The following is a 24,943-nucleotide window of genomic DNA, read 5'->3' on the forward strand; positions in this document are numbered from 1 at the left end:
CTGGCGAGTTTTTATTTAATCTAGTTATCGTTTGGACCAAGTTTGTGGCATAAAGAGCAGAATCATCGGGTAAATTTCTAAACGTCCAGCAATCATAGCAAGAGAAAGCAGTAATTTGGAAATTGGACCAAAGATTGCAAAGCTGTCTGTTGTTCCTAACATTGGACCAATGTTGTTGAAACAACTAAGAACAGCACTCACGACGGTCATCAAATTATTATTATCTAGACTGACAATGAAAATAAGACTGATGATAATCATCGTATAAAGCACAAGGTATTTTAAGATTTTATGCTGTGTATCTTTGTCAATCACGCTATGGTTGACATGCAGGGTCAGTACACGTTTTGGTGAGAGAGTGGATAAAACTTGATTTTTAGCAATGCGGACTAAGATTAAGCCACGAACAATTTTTAAACCTCCTGCAGTTGATCCGGCAGAACCTCCTATACACATGAGAATGAGGAGAATAAATTGGGAAAAGAGTGGCCAAGAGGTAATGTCACCAAGCCCAAAACCGGTTGTGGTGATAATATTAGATACTTGAAAAAGAGAAACTTCCAAGGTCTGGGAAAGATTTTGATAAATATGGAAAACATTGAGACAGATGACTATAGTTGCAGATGTTACAATAATGAGATAAGTTCGCAATTCTTCATCGCCAAAGAATGCTTTAAATTTCCTCAATAGTAAAAAGTAATAGAGATTGAAATTTACTCCAAAGATAAGTACTCCAAAACTGACTAGATACGTAATGAGAGAGCTGTTATAGTGAGCAATACCATCATTGTAAACTGCGAAACCTCCAGTTCCTGCTGTTCCCATCGCAATGATAAAGCTATCAAATAGAGGCATACCTGCTAAGTAATAGATTATCACAAAAATAACGAAAAGTGCCAAATAGAGTAAATAGAGAATTTGCGCAGTGTCCTTTAATTTAGAGACGACTTTACCAAAGACAGGACCAGGCACCTCTGCGCGCATCACTTCCAAATGGCTATTTTTATTATTTTCCATGATAGCAAGGGCAAAGACGAGGACTCCCATGCCTCCGATTAAGTGGGTGAAACTACGCCAAAAGAGTAGAGAATGTGATAAGACAGAGACATCTGGTAAGATAGAGGCACCTGTTGTTGTAAAGCCTGAACTAATCTCAAAGAAAGCATCTATGAGGTGAGGAATTTGTCCTGAAAAAACAAAAGGAAGAGCCCCGAAGAAGGACCAAAGTATCCAGCATAAAGCGACAATTAAAACTCCTTCTTTAGCATAGATGTGATGATTTTTTGGCTTAAAAGTACTTCCTAAAAGTCCGACGACTAAGAGAATGCCGATTGTAGCACCAATGGAGAGTATAATATCATTTGGTTCATGATAGATGAACGCTACAATGAGCGGAACCAGTAGTAGTCCAGCTTCAATGATTAACAGCTTTGAGAGGAGGAAGCGAATCATACTTCTATTCATGGTTTACCTCTCTAACAAATCATAGATTTGTGTGATATTTTGTATTAGTGTTGTAACGATGATTTGGTCGCCGATTTGAATTTGATCCTCGCCTGTTGGGAAAATAGGCTTTCCGTTTCGGATAATAGCTGCAATTAAGACACCTTTTTTTAATTTTAAAGTGGAAAGTGCCCTTCCAGTCATTTTATTTTCTTCCTTGATTTGAAATTGCAGGGTTTCAAGTAGTCCATTCGCTAAGTGATGCATAGCTTGTAAATCAGAATACTGGGCATTCACACGTCCACGGACAAAGTGCATAATCGTATCTACCGCGATTCTCTTTGGTGTGACAATGCTTGAAAATTCCTGACTATCTACGATTTCAAGCAAGCTAGTCCGATTGATTTTTGTGATATTTTTTTGAACACCCATGCTTTCAAGGAACATAGAAGAAATGATATTTTCTTCATCCACCCCAGTCAGTGTAGCGACTGCATCATAATGTTGAGCACTTTCTTCTAGTAAAATGTCTTTTGCGGTACCGTCTCCTTGAACAATATGTAAATGTGGAAATTCTTGACTAAACCATTCAGCATGTCTCGGATTGATTTCAATCACCTTCAGTTTTATTTTGCTATTTTTTAGGATATTGAGTAGGTAATAAGCAATTTTCCCAGCTCCAATGAGCATCAGACTTTTTATGACTTTTGGTCGAACGAAATTATGGAAAAGAATAACCTCGACTCGGTTTCCAGTGACATAGATAGTATCATTCTGCAAAATGGTGATTTCACCGTCTGGAATGAACAATTGATTATCGCGTTCGATGGCACAAATCAGAACATTTCCAAATTTTTTTCGGAATTGAGATAAAGTCATCTGGCAGAGGTTGCTATTTTGTTTGACTTTGAAGGCCATTAAACTGACACGTCCATTTGAAAAATGCTCCACAGAAAGCGCGTTAGGAAATTCGATGATATTTGCAATGTACCGGGCTGCTAGTAGCTCAGGATTAACAATGAGCGAAAAACCAAGAATATTTTTTTCTTTAAAATAAGAATTTGAATATTCTGGGTTACGAGCACGAACAATCGTTTCTTTTGCTCCCATTTTTTTAGCTAATACAGCTGAAATCATATTGACTTCATCTTGCTCCGTCATGGCAATAAAAATGTCACAATGTCCGACATCAGCCTGTTCTAAAATTTTAAAATTGGCACCGTTACCCACAATGCCCATAATATCATAACGTTTTGTAACCCTATTGAGGACAGATTCATTTTGTTCGATTAGAATCACATCATGATTTTCCGCCACAAGTGAACGGCAGAGTGCAGCTCCGACTTTACCGCCACCAACGACAATAATTTTCATCTTATACCTCCCAAGTATCCTATCCTATCATACCCTTTTTTTACTAAAATTTCATCACTTTGAAGAAAGAAAAATGTATATTTTGTTTAAATAAGGTATTCTGATGAAACCGAGAAGATAAATTTTAAAAAATTACCAAATAATTAGGTTTTTTTATTGACATGTACAAAGAAAGTGATATACTAAAAAAGTACCTTCATTGATTTACCTCAAACCTGTTGTGATGTAAGTTAATGATGTCTTAACCACGCTGTCTGCTGAGCTTGACTCCGGGCAGTGTGGCTATTTTTTTGTATGAGTAATGAAATCAGGAATGAAAAATTATGACATGTAAAAACCACATTGTTCTTTTTGAACCACAAATTCCACAGAATACTGGGAATATTGCCCGGACTTGTGCAGCAACGAATTCATCGCTTCACATCATTTTACCAATGGGATTCCCGATTGATGATCGCAAGATGAAACGAGCGGGCCTGGATTATTGGGACAAGCTGGATATTACTTATTATGATAGTATAGAAGAGTTCATGAGTGCAATGGATGGGCATCTTTATTTGATTTCTAAGTTTGCAGAGAAGGTCTATACAGAAGAAAATTTTGCAATCGCTGGGAATCATTATTTCATGTTTGGACGTGAAGATAAAGGATTGCCAGAGGCATTTATGCGTGCTCATTCTGAAAAAGTTTTGCGTATTCCAATGAATGATGAGCATGTCAGAAGTTTGAATTTGTCAAACACAGTTTGTATGATGGTGTATGAAGCACTACGACAGCAAGATTTTACAGGATTAGATCTAGTACATAAATATGAACATGACAAATTAAAAGAATGATATCGGAACGATTCAGATAAAACGCTTGCCCTTGCAGGCTTTTTTTGTTATGATTAAAGGGTCTTCAGGGCAGGGTGAAATTCCCGACCGGCGGTGATTTACAGTCGTTGATAATCTGTTACTTTTTATGAAATGTTATAATTTCTTGATATAGCTTTGAAGTGTAACATACTCTAAAAATAAAAGCCTTTGTCAACTAAATAAACTGTTTTAAGTCCGCGAGCATGAGCTGATGTGGTGTAATTCCACAACCGACAGTACAGTCTGGATGGGAGAAGACGAAAGGCAAGGGAGAAATTCCCAAACGGTGACTTTTAAATTTTATTTAAGGAAATTTCCTTATACTATCATAAAGGTTTTATTGATTGGGATAAGATATTCTTCAGCAAGCCTTCCAGCTTCTCTAATTTTAATAAAATTGGAGGAATCTGTTATGACACATACACGTAAAATGGCTATTATTGCCATACTTTCAGCTATCTCATTTTTGCTGATGTTCTTTGATTTTCCGCTTTTACCGGGAGCCAGTTTTTTAAAGCTAGATTTTAGTATTTTACCTATTTTAATTGGTTTAGTAGTGCTAGATCTCAAAGGTGCTTTCAGTATTTTATTGCTTCGTTCAATATTGAAACTGGTGCTGAATAATCAAGGTGTCAATACCTATATTGGCTTGCCAATGAATATCATTGCAGTAGCTATTTTCGTCATTGCTTTTGGGCTCATTTGGAAAAAGGAACAGACAACTGTTCGTTTCTTGAATGCTTCTGTGTTAGGGACACTCGGATTAACCTTGGCAATGCTGATTCTCAATTATATCTACGCTATTCCGCTATATGCAACATTTGCGAATTTTGATATTTCAAAGATTCTTGGTGTGGCAAATTATTTATTTGCGATGGTCATTCCATTTAATTTATTAGAAGGTACGGTTTTTGCAATTGCTTTTTGGCTCAGCAACTTGCTTTTGAAACCAATTTTAATCAAGTATGAAAAATAAACAAACGTTTTTAACCAAGGGCTCTTTTGCCCTTTTACTTTTTGTGATTTTAGGATATGTTGTCAAGTTTCATCCTAATTATTTAAAAGGCTTTGATCAGCCAATTCAGACAATTTTGCGTGGGGATTTACCAGATTCTTTGACATTTTTCTTTTCTAACGTGACAAGTCTAATCAACATACCCGTTATTATAACTTGGGTTGTAGTTTTAGTTGTTCTTTTCCTTTATAAAAAATGGTGGAGTGAGGCGATTCTTTTGGCTGGCAACCTTGCTTTGACGGGAATTTTAGTGGCTCTTTTGAAAAATGTCTATCAACGTCCTCGTCCTACGATCCAACATTTAGTAGAAGAAGGTGGATTTTCTTTTCCGAGTGGACATGCCTTGGCTTCGACGTTAGTTGTTGGGGCGTTAGTGATTATTGTGAGCCAGCGCGTGAAAAATCGTCATCTCAGACATTTGCTGCAAGTGTTACTCATGGTATTCATTCTTACAATCATGACATCTCGCGTTTATCTAGGAGTTCATTATCCAACAGATATTTTAGGAAGTCTTTTCTTAGGTTTAGGGATGTTGCATATTGAATTTCCTTATTATGATAAGTTGCGTTTCCAATGGCGTTTTAGAAGAAAACAAAATTAGGTTGTCACAAGGAAAATGCTGATGAATAAAGTATTGAATGAAAAATTAATAAATCAAATTTTATCAGTTGTAGCCTGCATTCCCGTAGGAGAAGTCGCTACGTATGGGCAAATTGCCAGATTGATTGGACGAGAAAAAAATGCTCGTTTAGTTGGTCGCGTCTTATCTCAGGCTGGATCTTATGGAAAATATCCTTGTCATCGTGTGGTTAATTCCGCAGGACGCTTAGCGCCAGCGTGGGAGGAGCAGAGACATCTTCTTTGGGCCGAAGGAGTGACTTTTAAAACGAATGGCTGCGTGGACTTGAAAAAACATCAATGGAAGCCAACTATTAATAAAGTGTAATAGAACTCCGAACGCGAGTTCTATTTTATTTTGTGGTAAAATGAAAGTTATGAAACCTTATAATTCTTTGAATACTTATTATCGAAAACTATTTGGAGAGAAGACCTTTAAAGTCCCAATTGACGCGGGGTTTGATTGCCCCAATCGAGACGGAACGGTTGCTCATGGCGGCTGTACTTTTTGTACGGTGTCAGGATCTGGTGATGCTATTGTAGCGCCAGAGGCTCCTATCCGTGAGCAATTTTATAAAGAAATTGCCTTCATGCATCGAAAATGGCCTGAAGTCAAAAAATATCTAGTTTATTTTCAAAATTTCACTAATACCCATGATAAGGTGGAAGTCATTCGTGAACGCTATGAACAGGCCATCAATGAGCCAGGAGTTGTAGGTATCAACATTGGAACCAGACCAGACTGCTTGCCTGATGAGACAATTGCTTATCTAGCAGAATTATCTGAACGTATGCATGTGACGGTAGAGTTGGGCCTGCAGACGACTTATGAAACTACTTCGCAATTGATTAATCGCGCACATTCATATGAATTATACGTTGAAACAGTTCAACGCCTACGGAGATATCCCAAAATTGAGATTGTTGCCCATTTAATTAATGGTTTGCCTGGTGAAAGCCATGAGATGATGATAGAAAATGTTCGGCGCTGTGTGACAGACAATGATATTCAAGGCATCAAGCTACATCTTTTGCATTTAATGACTAACACACGTATGCAACGAGATTATCATGAAGGGCGTTTGCAGTTGCTTAGCCAAGATGAGTATGTTTCTATTATCTGTGATCAATTAGAAATCATTCCTGAACATATTGTCATTCATCGGATTACAGGTGATGCGCTACGAGATATGTTAATTGGCCCTATGTGGAGTCTCAATAAATGGGAAGTGCTAAATGCGATTGAGCAAGAAATGAACCGTCGTGGCAGTGTTCAAGGATGTAAGGCAAAGGAGCAGCGATTTATATGTTAAGACCATTGCAAATGGCACATGCCTTTTTATCAGAAGTCATAACCAAAGAAGATATAGTCATAGATGCTACTATGGGAAATGGACATGATACTCTTTTCTTGGCACAATTAGCTAAAAAAGTCTATGCTTTTGATATTCAAAAACAAGCCCTCGAACAAACTACCAAGCGTTTAACAGAAGCTAAAGTAGATAATGTTGAATTGCTTTTAACTGGTCATGAAAATGTGGGGCAGTACATTAAGAGCACGAAGGCAGCTATTTTTAATTTAGGCTATCTGCCGTCAGCAGATAAGTCGGTAATTACCCAGCCACATACAACCATACAAGCGTTAGAAAAATTATGTCAGTGTTTAGTAGTTGGTGGTCGAATTGCTGTTATGATTTACTATGGGCATATAGGTGGTGATGTGGAGCGAGATGCAGTTTTGGATTTTGTTGGTCAGTTGCCACAGCAGGAATTTACAGTCGCTCTTTATAAAACTATCAATCAAATTAATTACCCCCCTTTTTTGGTGATGATTGAGAAATTAAGAACGACTTAACTGGAGATAATTATGGATAAACACTATCTACATGAAAAATTAAATAATTTGCGTAGTCAATACCTTGAGTCGACCAATGGAGAAATATTGAGCAAGCAATTAAATAATGCGCATATGAGCAAAAAGATGCTTCGGATTAAGAAAAAATTGGTCCATCTCGAAAGGGAACGCTGCCAAAAAATCATTGAACATCGTGATGTATCGAAAATTGAACAGAAAATTTCAGAGCAAAAAACTTTGTTTGAAAAATGTTGTAAACAAAAATAAAGGAGGAAAATGTGAGCTTACTCCTTTATATTATTATCTTCTTATCTGTTTTGATTGTTTCAAATGCAATGAATAAGCTATTTCCTAGTCTGCCAACACCTCTTGTACAAATTCTTTTAGGAATTGGCTTGAGATTTCTTCTGCCGATCGGCAGATTTCATTTGGAAACGGAGATTTTTCTAGCTCTTATCATTGGACCGTTACTGTTTCGGGAGGCAGAAGAAAGTGACGTTACTAGTATTCTTAAGCATTGGAAGATTGTGGTTTATTTAATTTTTCCAGTGATCTTTCTCTCTACTTTGAGTCTTGGCTTTTTAGCGCATGTACTTTGGGCAGTTCTTCCTCTTGCGGCTTGTATCGCAGTTGGGGCCGCTTTGGGGCCAACTGATTTAGTGGCCTTTGCGTCCTTATCTGAACGCTTTACCTTTCCAAAACGTGTAGAAAATATTTTGAAAGGTGAGGGCTTATTGAATGATGCGAGTGGTCTGGTTGCTTTTCAATTTGCTTTGATGGCTTGGATGACAGGAACGTTTTCTATTAAGCAAGCAAGTTTTTCTCTGCTTATTTCCATTATTGGTGGCTTTATAGTAGGCAGCTTTACTGCTTTTTTGAACCGGCAGTTACAAAAGTTACTTCATACGGTTCGAGCCTTAGATATTGCAGGAGAATTGTTGTTAGAACTAAGTTTACCATTATTGACTTTCTTTCTAGCAGAAGAAATCCATGTATCAGGGATTATTGCTGTGGTCGTGGCAGGAATTTTTAAGGCCAGTCGTTTTAAAAGGATTACTTTATTAGAAGCTCAAGTCAATATTGTGGCAGATACGATTTGGCAAACTATTACATTTATGTTGAACGGGTCTGTCTTTGTTATTTTAGGAATTGAGTTAGAAACGATAGCTGAGCCTATTTTGAAGAATCCTGTATATGATAATTTCTGGCTTCTTCTGACAATTCTTTTGTTAACGATTGTGTTGTTTACTATTCGTTTTGTAATGATTTCTGGCTTTTATTTTTTGAGAAGTCTGCGGTTGAAAAAAAGAATGTCAAATTATTGGAGGGATATGGCACTGTTTACTTTTTCAGGTGTGAAAGGAACGGTGTCTATTGCGACGATTCTCTTGATTCCAACAGCTTTAGAGAAAAAATATCCCCTTTTACTTTTTTTGGTGGCTGGAGTTACGTTACTTAGTTTTTTGACAGGACTTGTAGTATTGCCTCGGTTGTCAGAAAACAAAGAAGAATCATCAGACTACCTCATGCAGATTGCTATTTTAAATGACGTTGTCCAAGAATTGGAAAAAGAGTTGAAACACACTAAAGTTAAGGCTCCTCTTTATGCAGCTATTGATAATTATCATGGACGGATTGAGCATCTTATTTTAGAGCAAGAAGGAAAATCTGTTCAAAAGGACTTGACAGATTTGCAATTACTGATGTTAAGTATCGAAAGCGATGGTCTAGAACAGGCTTACGAAGAAAGGAATATTAGCAATCGTGCCTACTCCATTTATCAGCGCTATTTATGGAGTATGGAACAAAGAATCAATCGAAATCTCGCTTCGCGCTTAAACTATTTTTTGATTGTTTCTTTTCGAATTGTTCGCTTCCTACTTCATGAGGTATTTACGCTGGGTTCTACTTTTCGTAATTGGCTCAATCAAGATAGAATAAATCCTAGTAAAACTGAAAAAGAAGAAATTGCCGAGCTGTATTTAGCCAATACAGAAGTGATTATTAGTAGTTTAGAAAATTTGAAGGGTGTTTATAATACTGCACTCATCAATTTCTTACAAGATTCGCGCATTCGTGAGACAGCGATTATTGAAAGTGGTGCTTTTATTGAGCGGGTTATTACGCGTATCAAACCGAATAATATCAAGGAAATGCTGCGAGGGTACTATTTGGAACGGAAGATTATTTTTGAGTATGAACACGAAAAGCTCATCTCAGCGAGTTATGCAAAATATCTTCGTCAAAATGTTAATAATTTAGAAAACTATTCTTTAAAAGAAACTGCTAATACGTTACCATACGACATGATGGATTATGTTAAACAAAAATAATAAAACGGGAGCGGAGTGAGTACTTTGTTGCGAACCCCCTCCTTTTTTAGATAAAAAAATAAGCCCTGTGAGGCCTATTTGGTTGGAATGGATATTTCAATAAGATTTGTTGAATAGAGTGTCTTAATTCGAGATGCATCAATCGATTTTATATTAACCTTTCGTTTCAGAAAAAATTCTCGAATTTTTTCAACTTCTTGTTCACGAATGGCACGGTGTTTATTTGAAATCAGAATTTCATAATGAAGAGGGGCTTGCGTAAAGACGACGTCTGTATTTCCGGCGGAAAAAGTCTCAACTAGTGTAGCATCTGTACTTTCTAATTGACTTTGTACAAGGCGTGCATGGCTGTTTGTCGTGTTAATAAGCTTCATCTGACTTCCTCCTATATTCTATCCCTATTATAGCACTTTTCCATAAGAAATGTGAACAATTTCTCAGACTTTATGACTCTTTTTCCACATTTCAATTCCCCATTTATGGCTTCCACGTTTTAGTTTGGAAATAGCTTCTTCGATTGGAAGCCAAGCAAGCTGATTAAAATCCTCTAACGGTGCTTGTAATTTCTCATAATGGCTTACTTCATAAATGTAGGCAGGGTTATAAAAATAAGTGTCGCGGTGACGAGAATAGAAATATTCATCTGCTTCTCCGTAATATTGACCAATGTGAGCAGTAAAACCAAGCTCTTCAATCAGTTCACGTTTTAAGGCAGTCAAGTGATCTTCGCCTTGCTCAATCTCGCCTCCTGGTAAGAACCAAGCACCGTTTGGAGCCTGGACTAAAATTATATTTTCTTTCTTTTCGTCTGGAATAACTGCGTAAACACCATAGCGATTAACATATTGAATGCCTTCTTGTCTTTCTCCAAAAGTTGCGACTGTCATATTTGTTCCTCTTTTGTGACTAGTTTACTATTATCATAAAGGATGAAGTGGTTACTGTCAAGGGTTTAATAAGATTTCGTTTTGTTCAGTCACTTGTTATTAAAACAAGACAAGATTTGGCAAGTTATAATGGTATAATTATAGAGAGGTGAAAACATGACTCAAGGAAGATTACTAGGTATCATTTATTATCTACTAGGGAATGGGCATGCTACAGCACCAGCATTGGCTGAGAAGTTTGAGGTGTCGATTCGTACTATTTATCGTGATGTGGATCGGTTAAGCAGTGTAGGTATCCCTATTTATTGTAATCCGGGGAAAGGCGGTGGCATTTTTTTACTGGATTCATTTGTACTGGATAAAAGTTTACTATCGGCTCAGGAGCAAGAAGAATTGCTCTTATCTGTACAAGGCTTACAAGCTTTACGAGAAGAAAATCAAGTATTAGAAAAGCTGCAGGCTTTGTTTCAAATTAAAATGGATAACTGGCTACAAATTGATTTTACAGATTGGCGTGGACAAAAATACTATCAAGAAACGTTCGAGCAGATTAAGAGAGGAATCTTTCAGAGGCGGCTTCTTCAGTTTGACTACTTGAATCAACAGGGTGAAGAGATGAGCAGATGGGTTGAACCTATGCAATTGATTTTTAAAAGTCAAGATTGGTATTTATATGGATTTTGTCGGAGAAAACAGGATTTTCGGTTATTCAAACTAAGTCGAATCAATCACTGCCAGCTATCACCTGAAATATTTGACCGAGAGTTAAGACAAGCTGACTTTCAAAGTAAAGAAAACCAACAGGAAACAATTCGGCTACAATTGAAATTTGAAAAACATCAAGCTTTTCGTGTCTATGAAGAATTTTCTGGTTTGATTTCGACAGATGTGGTAGGAAATTTACTTGTAGAAGCAGAATTTCCGAATCATGACAGTCTTTATGCTTATCTTTTATCCTTTTTGGATGGAGTGGAAGTGTTAGAACCGCCTGAAGTGCGACAGAAATTAGCAAAAAAATTAAACGAAATTTTCCAAAAATATAAAAGTTGACAGAAACTGACAAGTTTACTTTGTTATGATTATGATAGAAAAACGAAAGGGGTAAACAAATGAAATATGAATGGAGAAAGGCTGAAAAAGCTATATATGGTGTGAAGGCAAGTCCGACGCTAGTGACGGTTCCTGACCAGACTTTCATTATGATTGACGGAGAAGGCAATCCAAATAGCTCTGATTTCTCTGAGCGAGTTTCGGCTCTGTACTCTCTTGCTTATGCAGTTAAAATGGATTATAAAAAATCCAATCCAGAGCTAGAAGTGACAGATTTTACAGTCTATCCGCTGGAAGGGATTTGGCGGCAAAAAGAAGCAGAAGTTTTAGTAAAAGATGACTTGGTTTATACAATTATGATTGCACAGCCGGAGTTTATCACCAGAGAAATGGTTGAAAAAGCTCTTGCAAAAGTAAAAGTGAAAAAACCAAATTTACACTATGATGAAATTCGCTTCGAACGAATGGATGAAGGAAATAGTATTGCAATGCTTCATGTAGGACCTTTTGACGATGAACCGCAAACTTTTGCGAAAATGGATGCTTTCTGTCAAGAAAATGGGTTAAAACGTTGTATGAATTACCATCGTGAAATATATTTGAACAACAAAAATCGAACAAGTCCACAAAAGCTGAAGACAATTTTGAGATACAGGGTTCAGTAACTAGAAATCACTCCTTAGAGAAACTTCTAAGGAGTGATTTTTGTATCTAATTAGCATTGTTATCTATTGTTGTCTTGGATTTATTCTCAGATTTTTTAGCTGGTTTGATGACAATCTTACCATTACTTGTCATGATAGCTTTGAGCTCTTTGTCGCTTGGATGTTCAAGATAGTAGTCAGTGATAGCATCCTCAATGTGATCTTGGATTGTCCGACGAAGTGGACGAGCTCCCATTTTCGGATCGTAACCAAGATTAACTAATTTTTCCTTGACTTTATCTGTTACATCTAGGTAAATGTCATTCGTGGCAAGCCGTTCATTGACATCTTTAAGCATCAAATCTACGATTTGTAGGAGATTTTCTTTGCTAAGAGATTTGAACTCAATAATACCATCAAAACGGTTCATAAATTCTGGACTGAAGAAGTTCCCTAATTCACCGATAACAGAATTGGTTCGTCCTTCACGCGCTGCACCGAATCCGACGTTTGCTTCAACTTTTCCAGTACCGGCGTTGGAAGTCATAATGATAATCGTATCTTTGAAACTGACTGTCCGACCTTGTCCATCTGTCAGACGTCCGTCATCCAGTACTTGCAAGAACATGTGCATGACATCTGGGTGAGCTTTTTCTATTTCATCAAGTAAAATGAGAGAATAAGGATTACGACGTACGCGTTCTGTTAATTGCCCAGCCTCTTCGTAGCCAACGTAACCTGGAGGAGCTCCGACGAGTTTTGCTACGCTATGTTTTTCCATATACTCACTCATATCAAAGCGAATCATGCTGTCAGCTGAACCAAAGAGCTCAATCGCTAATTGTTTAGAAAGTTCTGTTTTGCCGACACCGGTTGGCCCAACAAAAAGGAAAGAACCAATTGGTCGGTTTGGTGTACCTAGTCCAACTCGATTACGGCGAATAGCTTTGGCAATTTTATCAACAGCATCATCTTGACCAATGACATGAGTTTTCAAATCATCAGCCAGACTAATCAATTGTGATTGTTCCTTTTCTTTCAAGTCGCCAACTGGAATATTGGTCTTTTGCTCAATGATATGTTCAATGGTTTTTTCACTGATAAGAGGCGTATCTTGATCAGCCATTTTATTTTGCTGCATTTCTTTGTATTTGGCAATTTGGTCACGGAAATAAGCAGCTTTTTCAAAATCTTCATCACGAGTAGCTTGTGCCTTGAGATTTTCAGCTTCTACCAATCGTTGATCAATGACTTTTGGATCGACAAAGTTAAGTGTCAGATTCATCTTAGAGCCTGCTTCATCTAGCAAGTCAATGGCCTTATCAGGCAAGAAGCGATCTTGGATATACCGATTGGACAAGACAGCTGCTGCTTCAATGGCATCGTCGGTGTATTTGACGTGGTGATAGTCTTCGTATTTCTTTTGAATACCTTTGAGGATAGTGATCGTTTCTTCAACTGTTGGTTCATCAACTTTTACAGGCTGCATACGGCGTTCCAGTGCAGCATCTTTTTCGATAATCCGGTATTCATTGAGAGTTGTGGCACCAACTAATTGGAGTTCACCGCGAGCAAGTGCTGGTTTTAGAATGTTTCCAGCATCCATATTTCCATCACCAGCAGAACCAGCTCCAACAATTTCGTGAATTTCATCAATGAATAATATCACATCCTGACGAGAGCGAATTTCGTTCATGAGTTTTTGCATTCGTTCTTCAAATTGACCACGGATGCCAGTTCCTTGAACCAAGCTAACGACATCTAAGCGGATAACTTCTTTGCCTTGGAGTTTATGTGGCACATCACCGTCTACAATTTTCTGAGCCAAGCCTTCGACAACTGCTGTTTTACCGACACCGGGCTCTCCGATGAGGACAGGGTTGTTCTTCGTTCTACGATTGAGGATTTCAATAACACGAACAATTTCCTCATCACGACCAATCACGGGGTCAATTTCACCACGCCGAGCAAATTTAGTCACATTGATACCGAATTCCTCTAGGAGACCTTTAGGTTGCTGTGATGCTTGTTGGCGTGCACTATTGCCTTGATTGGAGCCATAGCCTCCATTGCCATATCCACCACCTGATTGAGTAGGAGGAGTCTGCGGTTCTTGATGATTTTGAAAATTCCCTATATTGCTAAAGAAATCATCAAATGGATCTAGGTTGTTTTGATTATTCATATTGGTCATGCCACGAAACAAGGCATTGTTTGGATCCGTTTTCATGATTTGATAACAATTTTGACAGAGGTCAACTTGATGTTGTTTCCCATTAACATTTGTGTAAAGATGAATGGTAGATTCATTTATTTTACAGTTTTGACAAAGCATACGCTACCTCTTTCTTTGAAAAATTTACTTGGCGAAGGTCAATTGGTCAATTATAGTCAAACTTCTTAATTTCATTATAGCAGTATTCTAAAACATTGCAAGGATAAAGTGTTAAAAGAGAGAAGTTTATATTTGAGCGTTTCATTTTGTGTTAAATTTACCAAAAATGGGTCTTTTGCTGGTATTTCATCTTTCATTTGTGGTAAAATAGTAACGTATAAATGAATAGGAGAAGGAAAATGGAATCACATTTAGTAAGAATTATCAATCGTTTAGATGCTATGACAAAAGATGGTGGCAATCTGAAACGTAATTTTGAACGTGACGGAGTTGTTGTAGCAGAAGTAGCTTATAGTTATGATGAAGAAAATGGCTCAGTTTTCACTTTGCGAGATGTTGCAGCGCGTGAAACATATACGTTTGATAGCATTGATTTGATTGCGATGGAAATCTATGAATTGTTGTATTAAGTTTGTAAGTCTCTAATAAGAATATCCTCTAAGTATCCACTTAGATGTGAACTGTATCCCAAAAGTCAGACACAAAAAATCTAGCTTTTGGAGTCAGTGCAATATTGTCAAGTTGTTTCCTGTTCATTCAGAAAGCAGAAGGAGAATTTAACATGGTAAGGCCGACTAGCAAGACTGAGTTGATTAGTGCAGCGACACAGCAATATGCAAAGCTACAGTCATTGATTTCTCAATTAACAGAAGAAGAGTTGAATACCCCATTTGATTTTTCAAAAGATGAGAAACGGAAAGAAGCTCATTGGAAGAGAGATAAAAATCTTAGAGATGTTCTCATTCACCTTTATGAGTGGCAACAATTACTTCTCAATTGGGTATATTCTAATCAAAATGGTGTAGAAAAGTCATTTTTACCACTAGCTTATAATTGGAAAAACTATGGTGAGTTGAATGTGGCATTCTGGCAGAAGCATCAACAGACTTCGTTAGAAGAAGCAACTAAAATGCTTCACCAATCTCAGAAAAACGTGCTGGTTTTAGCTGAAAATTTTACGGATGAAGAGTTGTTTTCAAAGGGCATCTATAAATGGGTTGGAGGGAGTACCCTCGGCTCCTACTTTATTAGTAGCACATCAAGTCATTATGACTGGGCTATGAAGAAGTTGAAAGCACATCGAAAGAACTGTAAAAGTCAGTAAACAATCAGTAGGGTTGGTAGCAAAAAGACAAACAACATACAATGGCTAAGAGAGCAAATCCAAAGAACTTCACACCATTCTTTGATATGTCAAAGCGAATCCAAGGTTATTCCGTTCGAAGGTTGGCAAAAGTAACTTATCAAGTAAGGTGGTGGGGCAGAACGAAAAATTGAATATGTTTAGTTTCGCTCTCTTGTTTTTAGGCTCAGGTTACTCAAGAGACCAGGAGACTGTTGAGGTGGTGAATAAAGAAAACGAAGTGTTTATCAAAGAAATTTGTTGGAGCCTAAAAGACGAACAAAATTGTGACTTGCTCCGCAAGTTCTGTTTGCAACCTAAAAGCAGTGCTTTAAGCATTAGCTACCGTGTCAAAGGCTTTCGACCATAATAAAATGAGGCTGAGATCTTTTTCTCAGCCTCTTTATATGAATGGTTTCTGTGTTCTACTTGCTATTATCACCCATTAGTAAGTCTTTAGGTTGTTTACTAAGGAGTGTGACTGAAGCAATGAGGACGGAAACGATGACAATGGCAAGTCCAAAGATGACCACCTTGGTCATATCATCAGGAGATACATGTACATTGAGGCTAGTGAGGGTCTTGTTAAAGCCATCCACTTCAGCCCCGCCTCCAAGATTGGCGCTCTTACCTTCTCGAGCTAGTTTTTCAGCAATACCACTGGTAACTTGTTTTAAAATGCTATTTCCCATCACCTTGCTGACAGCACTACCTGCAAAGTAAGCACCAATGAAGCTAAATATACTTACAAAGAGAACTTCTGTGATAAATTGGAAGAAAATCTTTGTTTTGCTAATTCCCATTGAAAGCATGATTCCCATTTCTTTTCTACGACCATTGATCCATAAGAACAAGACTAGGGTAAGAACAATCGCTCCAAAGATTAGAGTTCCGATTAAGAGATTTCCAGTAACGCCATAAATACCGTTAATAGAAGATTGAAGTGCTGGGAAGTTGCTTGTACTCTTAACAAGGGTGTAGGCTTCCCAATCAATAGATGATATTTCTTTTACTTTCGCCATCACTTTATCAATATCTTGGCTACCGTTTACAAAGAAAGTAGCATCTTGATAAATAGCGTTTTTATCTGTTGAACCTTGTAAAGTTTTAGTCGTTTCTAAATCTGTGATAAAGGTATTTTCATACAATTCTTGAGGACTAGAAACGCCTCCTTTATTTTTTCCGTCAAAAATTCCGATAACTGTCACTTTAGTAGTTTTATTAGCTTTGCGAACGTTATCATAGTCATAAGTATTCGATTTTATATTAATCGTATCGCCGACTTTAAGTTTGTTCTTTTCTGCAAAATCTTTATGAATTAAAGCAACATTTTTGTCATTTTTGTTGATATGTCTACCTTCAACTAGTTTGAAGGTTTCTGCGGTAAATTTATCATCTTTAGATGAATCGTTGATACCTGTTGCCATAATGGCACGGCCGAATTTTTGTTTTCTATCTTCGCTTTCAAAGTCGGTTTCTCCAGATTCAACCAATTGGTGATCAATTAAGTCAGCGACAACATTCATTCGTTTGATGTAGCCAGAGATACCTTTAACTTTTTCCACAGCTTCGATATCTTCGCCTTTAAGATTTCCTGCTCCGCGAGGGGTACCTTGGTTCACTTCGCGGTTAATCTGCATTGAGAAACTGCTAGTGATATTTTTGAAAGTCTCTTTTGAAGCAGCGTCTGTTGCATTTTTAACAGCAATACTGCCAAGTGTTAAAGTAGAGATGGCTAACAGGATTAAAAAGATAATCAGTGTTTTTATTTTTTTGCGCCATACATAGGCAAGGGCGTTCTTTATCGTTAACATATAATTTCTTCTCCTTGGAGGTCTTATTTATAATTCTTAGTGACTTCGACTAAGTTCTTATTGCTTAACTCTAAGACGACGTCCGCTTTATTAGCTAACTCTTTACTGTGTGTTACAACAATCACACATTTATTTTTTTGTTTAGCTGATTTAATTAGGACTTCAATGATGTCCATGGCAGTACCTTCATCTAAGTTCCCAGTTGGTTCATCTGCTAAGATAATTGGTGCTGTAGATGCAAGAGCGCGTGCAATAGCAACCCGTTGCTGCTGGCCACCTGATAATCGTAATACGTTACGATGGATTTCTTTTTCGTTGAGTCCAAGTTGTAGTAAGCTATCTTTACTTGCTTGGGAATTTACGAGTCGAACATTCTCCATCGGAGTTAAGTAATCGATTAAATTATAATTTTGGAAAACCAGGGAGATTTGTTTCCGTCTGTGATGGTTATAGCCTTTTTGAGCGATGTCTTGATCTTCAAAGAGGATTTTTCCTTTTGTAGGAGTATCAAGTCCTGCAAGAAGGGAAAGCAAGGTTGATTTTCCTGCACCAGATTTCCCTATAATAGCATAAAATTTTCCTTCTTCAAATGAAGCTGTGATCTGATTCAATACATTTTCTTGTAGGCTATTGTATTGGTAACTAACTGAATCCATTTTTAAAATTGTCATGTTTTGTCTCCTTAACTTATATCGGTTAAAATATCTTTTGGTTTTTTATGTAGGATAATAGAAGATGAACCTACTACTGCAAGTAAAATAATGATGAGCAGTATTCCATAAGTCATCAAAATAGTAGAGGTATGTAACTGCGGAACGATATTTTCAAAAATAGCGGATGAGCTATCTTGTTGTTGACCGCCTTTTATAAACCCTTTGAATACCATAGTGGAAATATAAGAGCCACTAATAGAAGCTAGTGCCATACTAAATACTGATATGATAACCAGTTCCAGTATGAATTGAGAGATAATCATCGCTTTTGAAATACCGAGAGATAATAGTACTCCGATTTCATAAATCCTTTCTCTCAACCAGAACATGAGAATCAAGGAAAGAACGATGATACTTCCAATAATGATACTGAAAGTTAAAACATTAATAATCTGTTTGAAGCTGGTAACAGAAGAAGAAACTGCTTCAAAAGCCTTAGAATTTTTAACAAGATCAGTTTGCTTCCAATCAATTTTTGACTTTTTGACTGTATTAATGACTTTATCAATTTGATTTGGATTTGATACGAAATAAACGGCTGCAGATAATTTATAATCAGCTGGTTTGTAGCCTTGTAAGTATTGGCTCGATTCATAGTCCATATAGACAGTATTTTCTGTCGCATCTGAGCTTAAACCTGTTTGTTTCTCTTCTTTTTTTCCAGAGAAGATACCAGCAATTTCAAACTCTACTTCATGGAGTTGTTTAGCATCCTCATCCTTTAAGGAAGCTCCCTTTAGTTTTAGTTTATCTCCAACCTTTAAATGGTTCTTTTTAGCTAATTTTTCATGGATGAGAATCTTGGATTTATCACCTTTACGAATTGGCTTTCCTTGTTCAAGTTTGAAAACACCACTTGCAAAGGTTGTTTCTAGAGTAGAATCACTTGTTCCTAATGCAGCAACCAGATTGTTGAGGACAGGGTTTTGATTGTCTCTTGTGACACCTTGTTTTTTCTTAACAACAGTTTTATCTGTCAAACTTGCTAAAGCATCGTATTTGAAGTTGAATTTTGAAATTTCTTTATTCTCAAGTAATTTTTCTGCTGTTTTTAGTGAAAGTGGTCGTTCAAGTGTTTTACTAGTTATGGTAAAGCCGGTATTAGATGCGTCATAGATTTTCTTTTCGATATTATTAGTTGTTCCCATAATGGAAAAACTACTAGTTAAGGCAGTTGAAATGAGAGTAAGTATCAGAAATACAAGAAGAGTTTTAACTCTTTTTCTACTGATGTAATTCAAAGCCTGTTTGGCTATTTGCATAATTTTCTTCCCTTCTATATATTTTTAAACTAAATCGGTACCGTGTTCTATGTTAAAGCAGTTACCTTAAAATAGTTTTAAGGTTTAAGGTAATTTTAAGTTTTTTGGCTGATTTTTTTCTGTTTTTTATGTAAATTTTTATAAAATATTAAAAGCTGAAAGAAGGAAGGAATTCTACGATCGTTTGATTGATAACGTTTTATAAGAAAAAGCAGTCATTTTTTTGTTATATGTTATAATAGAATGAAGAAATTAGAAATGAGATGGATATGACAAAGATAATTGATGGTAAGGCTTTGGCAGAAAAATTGCAAATACAGTTAGCAGAAAAGGTTAGAAAATTAAAAGACGAAACAGGATCGATTCCAGGTCTTGTAGTGATTTTAGTGGGAAATAATCCAGCCAGTCAGATTTATGTACGAAATAAAGAGCGTTCAGCTTTAGCAGTGGGGCTTCATAGTGAAGTGGTACGTTTGCCAGAAACGACTAGCCAAGAAGAATTACTTGCTTTGATAGAACGATACAATCAAGACTCAGCTTGGCATGGTATTTTAGTGCAATTGCCTCTTCCAAAACATATTGATGAAGAAGCGGTGCTGTTAGCGATTGATCCCGATAAAGATGTGGATGGCTTTCATCCGATGAATATGGGGCGACTCTGGAGTGGCCATCCTGTTATGATTCCCTCAACACCTGCTGGTATTATGGAAATGTTTCATGAGTATGGTGTTGACTTAGAAGGCAAACGTGCGGTGGTCATTGGACGAAGTAATATTGTGGGTAAGCCGATGGCACAGCTTTTGCTTGCTAAAAATGCAACAGTAACCCTGACGCATTCACGAACACATCATTTATCAGAGATCACAAAAAAAGCTGATATTTTGGTTGTCGCCATTGGTCGTGGTCACTTTGTGACGAAAGATTTTGTTAAAGAAGGTGCAGTCGTGATTGATGTGGGGATGAACCGTGATCAGAATGGTAAATTGATTGGCGATGTAAAATTTGATGAAGTATCAGAAATCGCTAGTCTCATTACTCCTGTGCCAAAGGGCGTTGGTCCCATGACCATTACTATGCTCATGGAACAGACATATAGAGCCTGCAAACGGAGTTTGAATAAATAGAATGCGACATGTCTTCGATTTTGGAGACATGTCTATTTCGTTTATGGTAAAATAAAGATAAACAAGGGTGTCACTTTTCTACTGGCATAAGTGAAGGGAGAAAACATGAAAGTGGTAGACTATACATTATTGAAAAAGGTTATTCAGCCACGTGCGCTGAATGGTCACAAGGGAGAGTATGGTCGTCTGTTATTGATTGGCGGTACTTATCCGTTTGGTGGCGCAATAATAATGGCAGCAATGGCTGCGATCTATAGTGGAGCTGGCTTGGTCACAGTGGCAACAGATAAGGAAAATATCCCATCGCTGCATGCACAATTACCTGAGGCAATGGCTTTTGATATTCGGGACGAGAAATTATTGAAAGAACAGGTACAAAAGGCAGATGTGCTATTGATTGGTCCAGGTTTGGCTGAAAATCCTCTTGAAAAAGCTACTTTACGGTTGGTAATAAATCTTGTTAGTGAACGTCAAGTTTTTATCATGGATGGTGGAGCCATTTCTTTTTTTAGCAAAGAAGTTTTGCCATTTCCAAAGGCACATACGATTTTTACACCACATCAAAAAGAATGGGAACGGTTGAGTGGATTAAAGCTAACAGAGCAGACACTCGAAAAAAGTCAAGAAGCAGTTAATGCTTTTCCTGTTAAAACTATCGTTGTTCAAAAAAAGCATGGAACGACTATTTTTCAAAGTGGAAATCGGAACTGTTTTCAACTGTCCATTGGAGGTCCGTATCAAGCAACAGGCGGTATGGGAGACACACTTGCAGGTATGATTGCAGGCTTTACAGGACAATTTAAAACGAGCTCTCTACTAGATCGTGTAACTGCCGCTGTCTATCTTCATTCGGCGATTGCAGAGGAGTTGAGCAAAAAATATTATGTGGTCTTGCCAACAGAAATTAGTAAAGCGATTCCTAAGTGGATGAAGAGATGGTGCCGTAAATCATGAAATTTATAAAAAATTCTTGTCTTTAAAGTGGTCGCATGGTAACATAAAAGTAAGAAGGGAGGTTAATTATGAAGGCAACAATGAAAGATGTCGCTGAGCTAGCTGGAGTAGGAGTTGGAACAGTTTCACGTGTTGTAAACGGTTATCGAGTAAAAGATTCTACATACCAAAAGGTTCAAGACGCTATTCAAATGTTGGATTATACTCCAGATGAATATGCTAGAGGATTAAAAACAAATCGAAGTAATATTGTTGCTTTGATTATTCCAACAATTTGGCATCCTTTTTTCTCTGAGTTTGCTTATTATGTTGAAAAGGAATTGCTGAAAAAACAGTATAAATTATTTATTTGTAATGCAGATGGAGATGCAGTTAATGAAATTGAATACATCGAAATGTTAGAAAAAAATAAAGTAGATGGCATTATTGGGATTACTTACTCAGATATCGATCGCTATATTTCCTCTAGTCTCCCTTTTGTCAGCTTTGACCGCCATTTTTCAGAAAATGTCGCTTATGTGACTTCGGAAAATTATATTGGTGGACAAATTGCAGCAAGAGAACTATTAGAGCGAGGGGCTAAACAGTTAGCATATATAGGGGGAACTAATATTCATGAAAATGAAACAACACAGAGGAAAAGAGGATTTTATGCAGAAGCAGAGGCACAAGGTTACTCTGTTTTGAAATTAGATATGTCAGAACCTTTGTTGAATCCTAAGCAACAAATTGCAGATTTTTTGGTAGCACATCCACAGATTGATGGTATTTTTACAGTCAATGATTTTATGGCACTAGATGTCATGAAAGTAATGGAAAAATTAGGGAAAACAGCACCCGTAGATTATCAAATTATTGGTTTTGATGGCTTGCGCAATGCTGCAGACCAGACTTACTTACTCTCAACAATTGCGCAATCATTGGACTTGATAGCCCAAGCTTCAGTTAATTTATTGCTTCGATTAATTGCAAAAGACAAAGTTGTCGAATCAAGAGTTACTATTCCAGTTCATTTTGAAGAAGGGGGTACAACGAAAAAGAAGGAATTTGACGAAAAAGTATAAAAAGTGTTGACTTTTGATGAAAGCGCTGTTATAATAAGGTTATAAAAATGAAACGTTTCCAAAAAGCAAGAAGACCTAGCGGTCTTTCTATTTAACGCAAATATTGAAACGTTTCCAAAAAGGAGAGGCTTATGCGTAAAGGTATTGTTTTATCAATGGTTGCAGCTTTGTCAATCGGAGTGTTAACAGGTTGTAGTGGAAGTTCTAATAAAAGTTCAAAGAGCGCATCCAATGATGTAAAAGTTTGGGTTCAATTTTCTGATGAAACTGCTGAAGGAAAAGCTTGGGAAAAAGTCGTTCAAAACTTTAACAAAAAATATAGGGGTAAATACAAAGTTACGACAGAGTATATTCCTCGTAGTGGAAGCGGAGGCGGATACGAAGATAAGGTTAATGCCGCCATTTCAACGAATAGTCTTCCTGATGTGATTACACTTGATGGTCCCAACACAGCTGCTTATGCAAAATCAAAGGTTATTGCACCATTAGATAAGTATCTAAAAGATAACAACATGGATGATGTTCTTGATAGTATCAAGCAACAAGGTACTTATGATGGGAAATTCTATGCTTTTGGCTATTCAGAGTCAAACGTTGGCATTTATTATAATAAAAAAATGTTCAAAGAAGCTGGTATAGATGAAGCAAGCTTGCCAACTTTGAAAAAACCTTGGACTTGGGATGAATTTAAAGCGATTAGCCAAAAATTAAAAAATCATTTTAAAGAAGCTGCGATTGATTTCCGCCTCAATTCAAATGATGAAATGTTGCCATATGCTTATATGCCCCTGATTTGGTCAAATAGTGGTACGGTTGTTAATAAAAAGGGAACAAAGGCTGCAGGCTATTTTAATGCCAAAGAAAGCGTAGAAGCAGTTCAATTTATTCAAGATCTTATTAAACAAGGGTATACAACAGTTAGCCCAGTTGAAAAGGGGTTTGAAACCGGAAAATATCCAATGGTTTTGAGTGGTTCGTGGACAATTGCTGACTTACAAACTAATTACAAAGATATTGATTTCGGTATTTTACCATATCCGGTATCTAATAAGACAAAGAAATTAGTCTCTCCTTCAGGAAGCTGGCAATTGGCAGTCACTACTAAGTCTAATAAAAAAGTAGCAGCGGCTGAATTTGTCAAATTTGCAACCAATACAGAATCAAGTGAAATCTTAAGCTTGGGGAATAGCGTTTTGCCAATTCGTAAATCAACTATCAAGAATATGCAAAATAAGGTTTCTGAACCAATGAAATTCTTGATGGAACAAAATGCAGCGACTGCTCATGCGCGTCCAGTTGTTGTAGCTTATCCACAAGTATCTCGGGCATTCCAACAAGCTATGCAAGATATTAGTTATTATAAGGAAAATCCAAGTGTTCAAAAAGTACTAGATTCACGTGCAAAAGAAATGCAAACAGCAATTGATGATTCCTTGAACAAATAGAATCTGTTCTAATCTTTGAGATGAGGCAATGTCCTAAAAAGCGGCTCTGTTTCATCTCCGTTTTATTTCAAGAAGAAGGAGATTTATTATGGTTCAAAAGAAGCGTCAGAAATTAAAAGAAAATTTATTAGGTTATGGTTTTTTATCACCTGCATTGATTCTTTTGTTGATTTTCTTAGTCATTCCGGTTGGAATGGTAGTCTATTACGCCTTTACGGATTATTATTTATTAACACCGAATGAGCGTAAATTTATTGGATTAGCTAATTTTGCTCGTTTGCTTAAAGATCCTACATTTCTGAAAAGCGTCTTAAATACGGCACAATTTGTTATCTGGATTATTCCAGTTCAGCTGGGTGCAGCTCTTGGGATGGCTTTGATTGTCAATAAAAAGCGAAAAGGAAATATGTTTTTCAAGGTTGCATTTTTTGCGCCAGTTGTTATGTCTTTAGTTGTTATTTCTATTTTGTGGTTGTATTTGCTCAATCCAAATAATGGTTTATTAAATGCTTTATTAAATAAAATTGGCATTGCTTCTCAACCATTTTTGAGAAGTCCAAAACAGGCTATGTATGCTATCGTGTTTGTCTCTGCTTGGCAAGGTGCAGGTTATCAAATGTTACTCTTTCTTGGTGGAATGCAAAACATTCCTCAAGATGTTTATGAAGCCGCAGAATTGGATGGTATTACTAAGTGGCAACAATTTCGCTATATCACCATGCCCCTCTTGAAGCCCACTGCTTTGTTTGTGCTCTTAACGACCTTAATTTCAGCTTTTAAATTGATTGTACAACCAATGGTTATGACGCAGGGTGGCCCAATGAACTCTACAATTACCATGGTGTACTACATTTATCAACAAGGATTCACTGATCGTTTAGTCGGTTACTCTAGTTCGATTGCTCTAGTGTTTACAACTTTGATTGGTATGATTAGTCTCGTGCAAAGACGTATCTTGAAGGAGGATGAATAA

Annotated in this window: 25 protein-coding genes and 1 riboswitch; of the genes, 17 read left to right on the top strand and 8 right to left on the bottom strand. The window is 37.0% G+C overall.

Annotation, left to right across the window (positions count from 1 at the left end; translation table 11 throughout):
- Nucleotides 1-24: 24 nt before the first annotated feature.
- Together HMPREF1654_RS04260 and trkA are read right to left on the bottom strand one after the other, a co-directional pair.
- A complete protein-coding gene (locus HMPREF1654_RS04260) occupies nt 25-1,464 on the bottom strand; it encodes a TrkH family potassium uptake protein (RefSeq protein ID WP_003076575.1) in 1,440 nt (479 codons plus the stop codon).
- Between the two features lie 3 nt (nt 1,465-1,467).
- The gene (gene trkA, locus HMPREF1654_RS04265; RefSeq protein ID WP_003076840.1) at nt 1,468-2,817 is read right to left on the bottom strand and encodes a Trk system potassium transporter TrkA; all 1,350 of its coding nucleotides are present in this window, start codon (nt 2,815-2,817) and stop codon (nt 1,468-1,470) included.
- Nucleotides 2,818-3,140: 323 nt separating this feature from the next.
- Between trkA and HMPREF1654_RS04270 the strand changes: the two genes are divergently transcribed.
- From HMPREF1654_RS04270 to HMPREF1654_RS04305, 8 genes are all read left to right on the top strand, one after another.
- Nucleotides 3,141-3,653, top strand: coding sequence for a tRNA (cytidine(34)-2'-O)-methyltransferase (locus HMPREF1654_RS04270; protein ID WP_003076241.1), 513 nt, complete (start codon nt 3,141-3,143; stop codon nt 3,651-3,653).
- A gap of 56 nt (nt 3,654-3,709) precedes the next feature.
- A riboswitch (FMN riboswitch) is annotated at nt 3,710-3,937 on the top strand.
- 149 nt (nt 3,938-4,086) lie between these two features.
- Nucleotides 4,087-4,650 carry an ECF transporter S component gene (locus HMPREF1654_RS04275; protein WP_003076956.1) on the top strand — a complete coding sequence of 188 codons (564 nt, stop codon included), beginning with the start codon at nt 4,087-4,089 and terminating at the stop codon, nt 4,648-4,650.
- On the top strand, nt 4,640-5,290 hold the full coding sequence (locus HMPREF1654_RS04280; RefSeq protein ID WP_003076978.1) for a phosphatase PAP2 family protein: 651 nt from the start codon (nt 4,640-4,642) through the stop codon (nt 5,288-5,290). The genes HMPREF1654_RS04275 and HMPREF1654_RS04280 overlap by 11 nt, the downstream gene beginning before the upstream one ends.
- Before the next feature lie 21 nt (nt 5,291-5,311).
- Nucleotides 5,312-5,635: an MGMT family protein gene (locus tag HMPREF1654_RS04285; RefSeq protein ID WP_003076257.1), complete on the top strand. Its 324-nt coding sequence runs from the start codon at nt 5,312-5,314 to the stop codon at nt 5,633-5,635.
- Between the two features lie 40 nt (nt 5,636-5,675).
- Nucleotides 5,676-6,620, top strand: a complete 945-nt coding sequence (gene mnmL / locus HMPREF1654_RS04290) for a tRNA modification radical SAM protein MnmL/YtqA (RefSeq protein WP_016670386.1) — start codon at nt 5,676-5,678, stop codon at nt 6,618-6,620.
- Nucleotides 6,614-7,162, top strand: a complete 549-nt coding sequence (gene mnmM / locus HMPREF1654_RS04295) for a tRNA 5-(aminomethyl)-2-thiouridylate-methyltransferase MnmM (protein WP_003076795.1) — start codon at nt 6,614-6,616, stop codon at nt 7,160-7,162. The genes mnmL and mnmM overlap by 7 nt, the downstream gene beginning before the upstream one ends.
- Before the next feature lie 12 nt (nt 7,163-7,174).
- Nucleotides 7,175-7,429, top strand: a complete 255-nt coding sequence (locus tag HMPREF1654_RS04300; protein ID WP_003077046.1) for a hypothetical protein — start codon at nt 7,175-7,177, stop codon at nt 7,427-7,429.
- Nucleotides 7,430-7,440: 11 nt separating this feature from the next.
- Nucleotides 7,441-9,495, top strand: coding sequence for a cation:proton antiporter (locus HMPREF1654_RS04305; protein WP_003076739.1), 2,055 nt, complete (start codon nt 7,441-7,443; stop codon nt 9,493-9,495).
- Nucleotides 9,496-9,569: 74 nt separating this feature from the next.
- On the opposite strand, the gene HMPREF1654_RS04310 is transcribed toward HMPREF1654_RS04305, so the two are convergent.
- Both HMPREF1654_RS04310 and HMPREF1654_RS04315 read right to left on the bottom strand, forming a co-directional pair.
- The gene (locus HMPREF1654_RS04310; RefSeq protein ID WP_003076991.1) at nt 9,570-9,869 is read right to left on the bottom strand and encodes a DUF1827 family protein; all 300 of its coding nucleotides are present in this window, start codon (nt 9,867-9,869) and stop codon (nt 9,570-9,572) included.
- 63 nt (nt 9,870-9,932) lie between these two features.
- On the bottom strand, nt 9,933-10,382 hold the full coding sequence (locus HMPREF1654_RS04315) for an NUDIX hydrolase (RefSeq protein WP_003076391.1): 450 nt from the start codon (nt 10,380-10,382) through the stop codon (nt 9,933-9,935).
- Nucleotides 10,383-10,538: 156 nt separating this feature from the next.
- Between HMPREF1654_RS04315 and HMPREF1654_RS04320 the strand changes: the two genes are divergently transcribed.
- Together HMPREF1654_RS04320 and HMPREF1654_RS04325 are read left to right on the top strand one after the other, a co-directional pair.
- Complete coding sequence (locus HMPREF1654_RS04320) at nt 10,539-11,432, top strand: helix-turn-helix transcriptional regulator (RefSeq protein WP_003077000.1); 894 nt, start codon at nt 10,539-10,541, stop codon at nt 11,430-11,432.
- A 59-nt stretch (nt 11,433-11,491) separates the two neighbouring features.
- Nucleotides 11,492-12,097, top strand: a complete 606-nt coding sequence (locus HMPREF1654_RS04325) for a GyrI-like domain-containing protein (RefSeq protein WP_003071947.1) — start codon at nt 11,492-11,494, stop codon at nt 12,095-12,097.
- Nucleotides 12,098-12,143: 46 nt separating this feature from the next.
- Here HMPREF1654_RS04325 and HMPREF1654_RS04330 read toward each other — a convergent pair whose 3' ends face one another.
- Nucleotides 12,144-14,411 carry an ATP-dependent Clp protease ATP-binding subunit gene (locus HMPREF1654_RS04330; RefSeq protein WP_003076611.1) on the bottom strand — a complete coding sequence of 756 codons (2,268 nt, stop codon included), beginning with the start codon at nt 14,409-14,411 and terminating at the stop codon, nt 12,144-12,146.
- A 239-nt stretch (nt 14,412-14,650) separates the two neighbouring features.
- On the opposite strand from HMPREF1654_RS04330, the gene HMPREF1654_RS04335 reads away from it, so the two are divergent.
- Both HMPREF1654_RS04335 and HMPREF1654_RS04340 read left to right on the top strand, forming a co-directional pair.
- On the top strand, nt 14,651-14,881 hold the full coding sequence (locus HMPREF1654_RS04335) for a DUF1797 family protein (RefSeq protein ID WP_003023686.1): 231 nt from the start codon (nt 14,651-14,653) through the stop codon (nt 14,879-14,881).
- A 152-nt stretch (nt 14,882-15,033) separates the two neighbouring features.
- Entirely contained in the window at nt 15,034-15,576 is a 543-nt protein-coding gene (locus HMPREF1654_RS04340; RefSeq protein WP_003077029.1) for a ClbS/DfsB family four-helix bundle protein, read from the top strand.
- Nucleotides 15,577-16,019: 443 nt separating this feature from the next.
- Here the strand turns inward: HMPREF1654_RS04340 and HMPREF1654_RS04350 are convergent, their stop codons facing one another.
- The 3 genes from HMPREF1654_RS04350 to HMPREF1654_RS04360 are packed head-to-tail and all read right to left on the bottom strand — an operon-like array spanning nt 16,020 to nt 19,383.
- Entirely contained in the window at nt 16,020-17,408 is a 1,389-nt protein-coding gene (locus HMPREF1654_RS04350; RefSeq protein ID WP_003071961.1) for an ABC transporter permease, read from the bottom strand.
- Nucleotides 17,409-17,431: 23 nt separating this feature from the next.
- Nucleotides 17,432-18,079 (bottom strand): ABC transporter ATP-binding protein, encoded by a 648-nt coding sequence (locus tag HMPREF1654_RS04355; RefSeq protein ID WP_003071962.1) that lies wholly within the window; start codon nt 18,077-18,079, stop codon nt 17,432-17,434.
- A gap of 11 nt (nt 18,080-18,090) precedes the next feature.
- Nucleotides 18,091-19,383, bottom strand: coding sequence for an ABC transporter permease (locus tag HMPREF1654_RS04360; RefSeq protein ID WP_003076587.1), 1,293 nt, complete (start codon nt 19,381-19,383; stop codon nt 18,091-18,093).
- A 269-nt stretch (nt 19,384-19,652) separates the two neighbouring features.
- On the opposite strand from HMPREF1654_RS04360, the gene HMPREF1654_RS04365 reads away from it, so the two are divergent.
- From HMPREF1654_RS04365 to HMPREF1654_RS04385, 5 genes are all read left to right on the top strand, one after another.
- Nucleotides 19,653-20,507 (top strand): bifunctional methylenetetrahydrofolate dehydrogenase/methenyltetrahydrofolate cyclohydrolase, encoded by an 855-nt coding sequence (locus HMPREF1654_RS04365; RefSeq protein ID WP_003077021.1) that lies wholly within the window; start codon nt 19,653-19,655, stop codon nt 20,505-20,507.
- 105 nt (nt 20,508-20,612) lie between these two features.
- Nucleotides 20,613-21,461 carry an NAD(P)H-hydrate dehydratase gene (locus HMPREF1654_RS04370; protein WP_003076387.1) on the top strand — a complete coding sequence of 283 codons (849 nt, stop codon included), beginning with the start codon at nt 20,613-20,615 and terminating at the stop codon, nt 21,459-21,461.
- A gap of 68 nt (nt 21,462-21,529) precedes the next feature.
- Complete coding sequence (locus tag HMPREF1654_RS04375; RefSeq protein WP_003071972.1) at nt 21,530-22,525, top strand: LacI family DNA-binding transcriptional regulator; 996 nt, start codon at nt 21,530-21,532, stop codon at nt 22,523-22,525.
- A 131-nt stretch (nt 22,526-22,656) separates the two neighbouring features.
- On the top strand, nt 22,657-23,970 hold the full coding sequence (locus HMPREF1654_RS04380; RefSeq protein ID WP_003071974.1) for an ABC transporter substrate-binding protein: 1,314 nt from the start codon (nt 22,657-22,659) through the stop codon (nt 23,968-23,970).
- A gap of 88 nt (nt 23,971-24,058) precedes the next feature.
- Nucleotides 24,059-24,943, top strand: coding sequence for a carbohydrate ABC transporter permease (locus HMPREF1654_RS04385; RefSeq protein ID WP_003076718.1), 885 nt, complete (start codon nt 24,059-24,061; stop codon nt 24,941-24,943).

The sequence above is a fragment of the Streptococcus intermedius SK54 = ATCC 27335 genome (genome assembly GCF_000413475.1).
GTDB lineage: Bacteria > Bacillota > Bacilli > Lactobacillales > Streptococcaceae > Streptococcus > Streptococcus intermedius.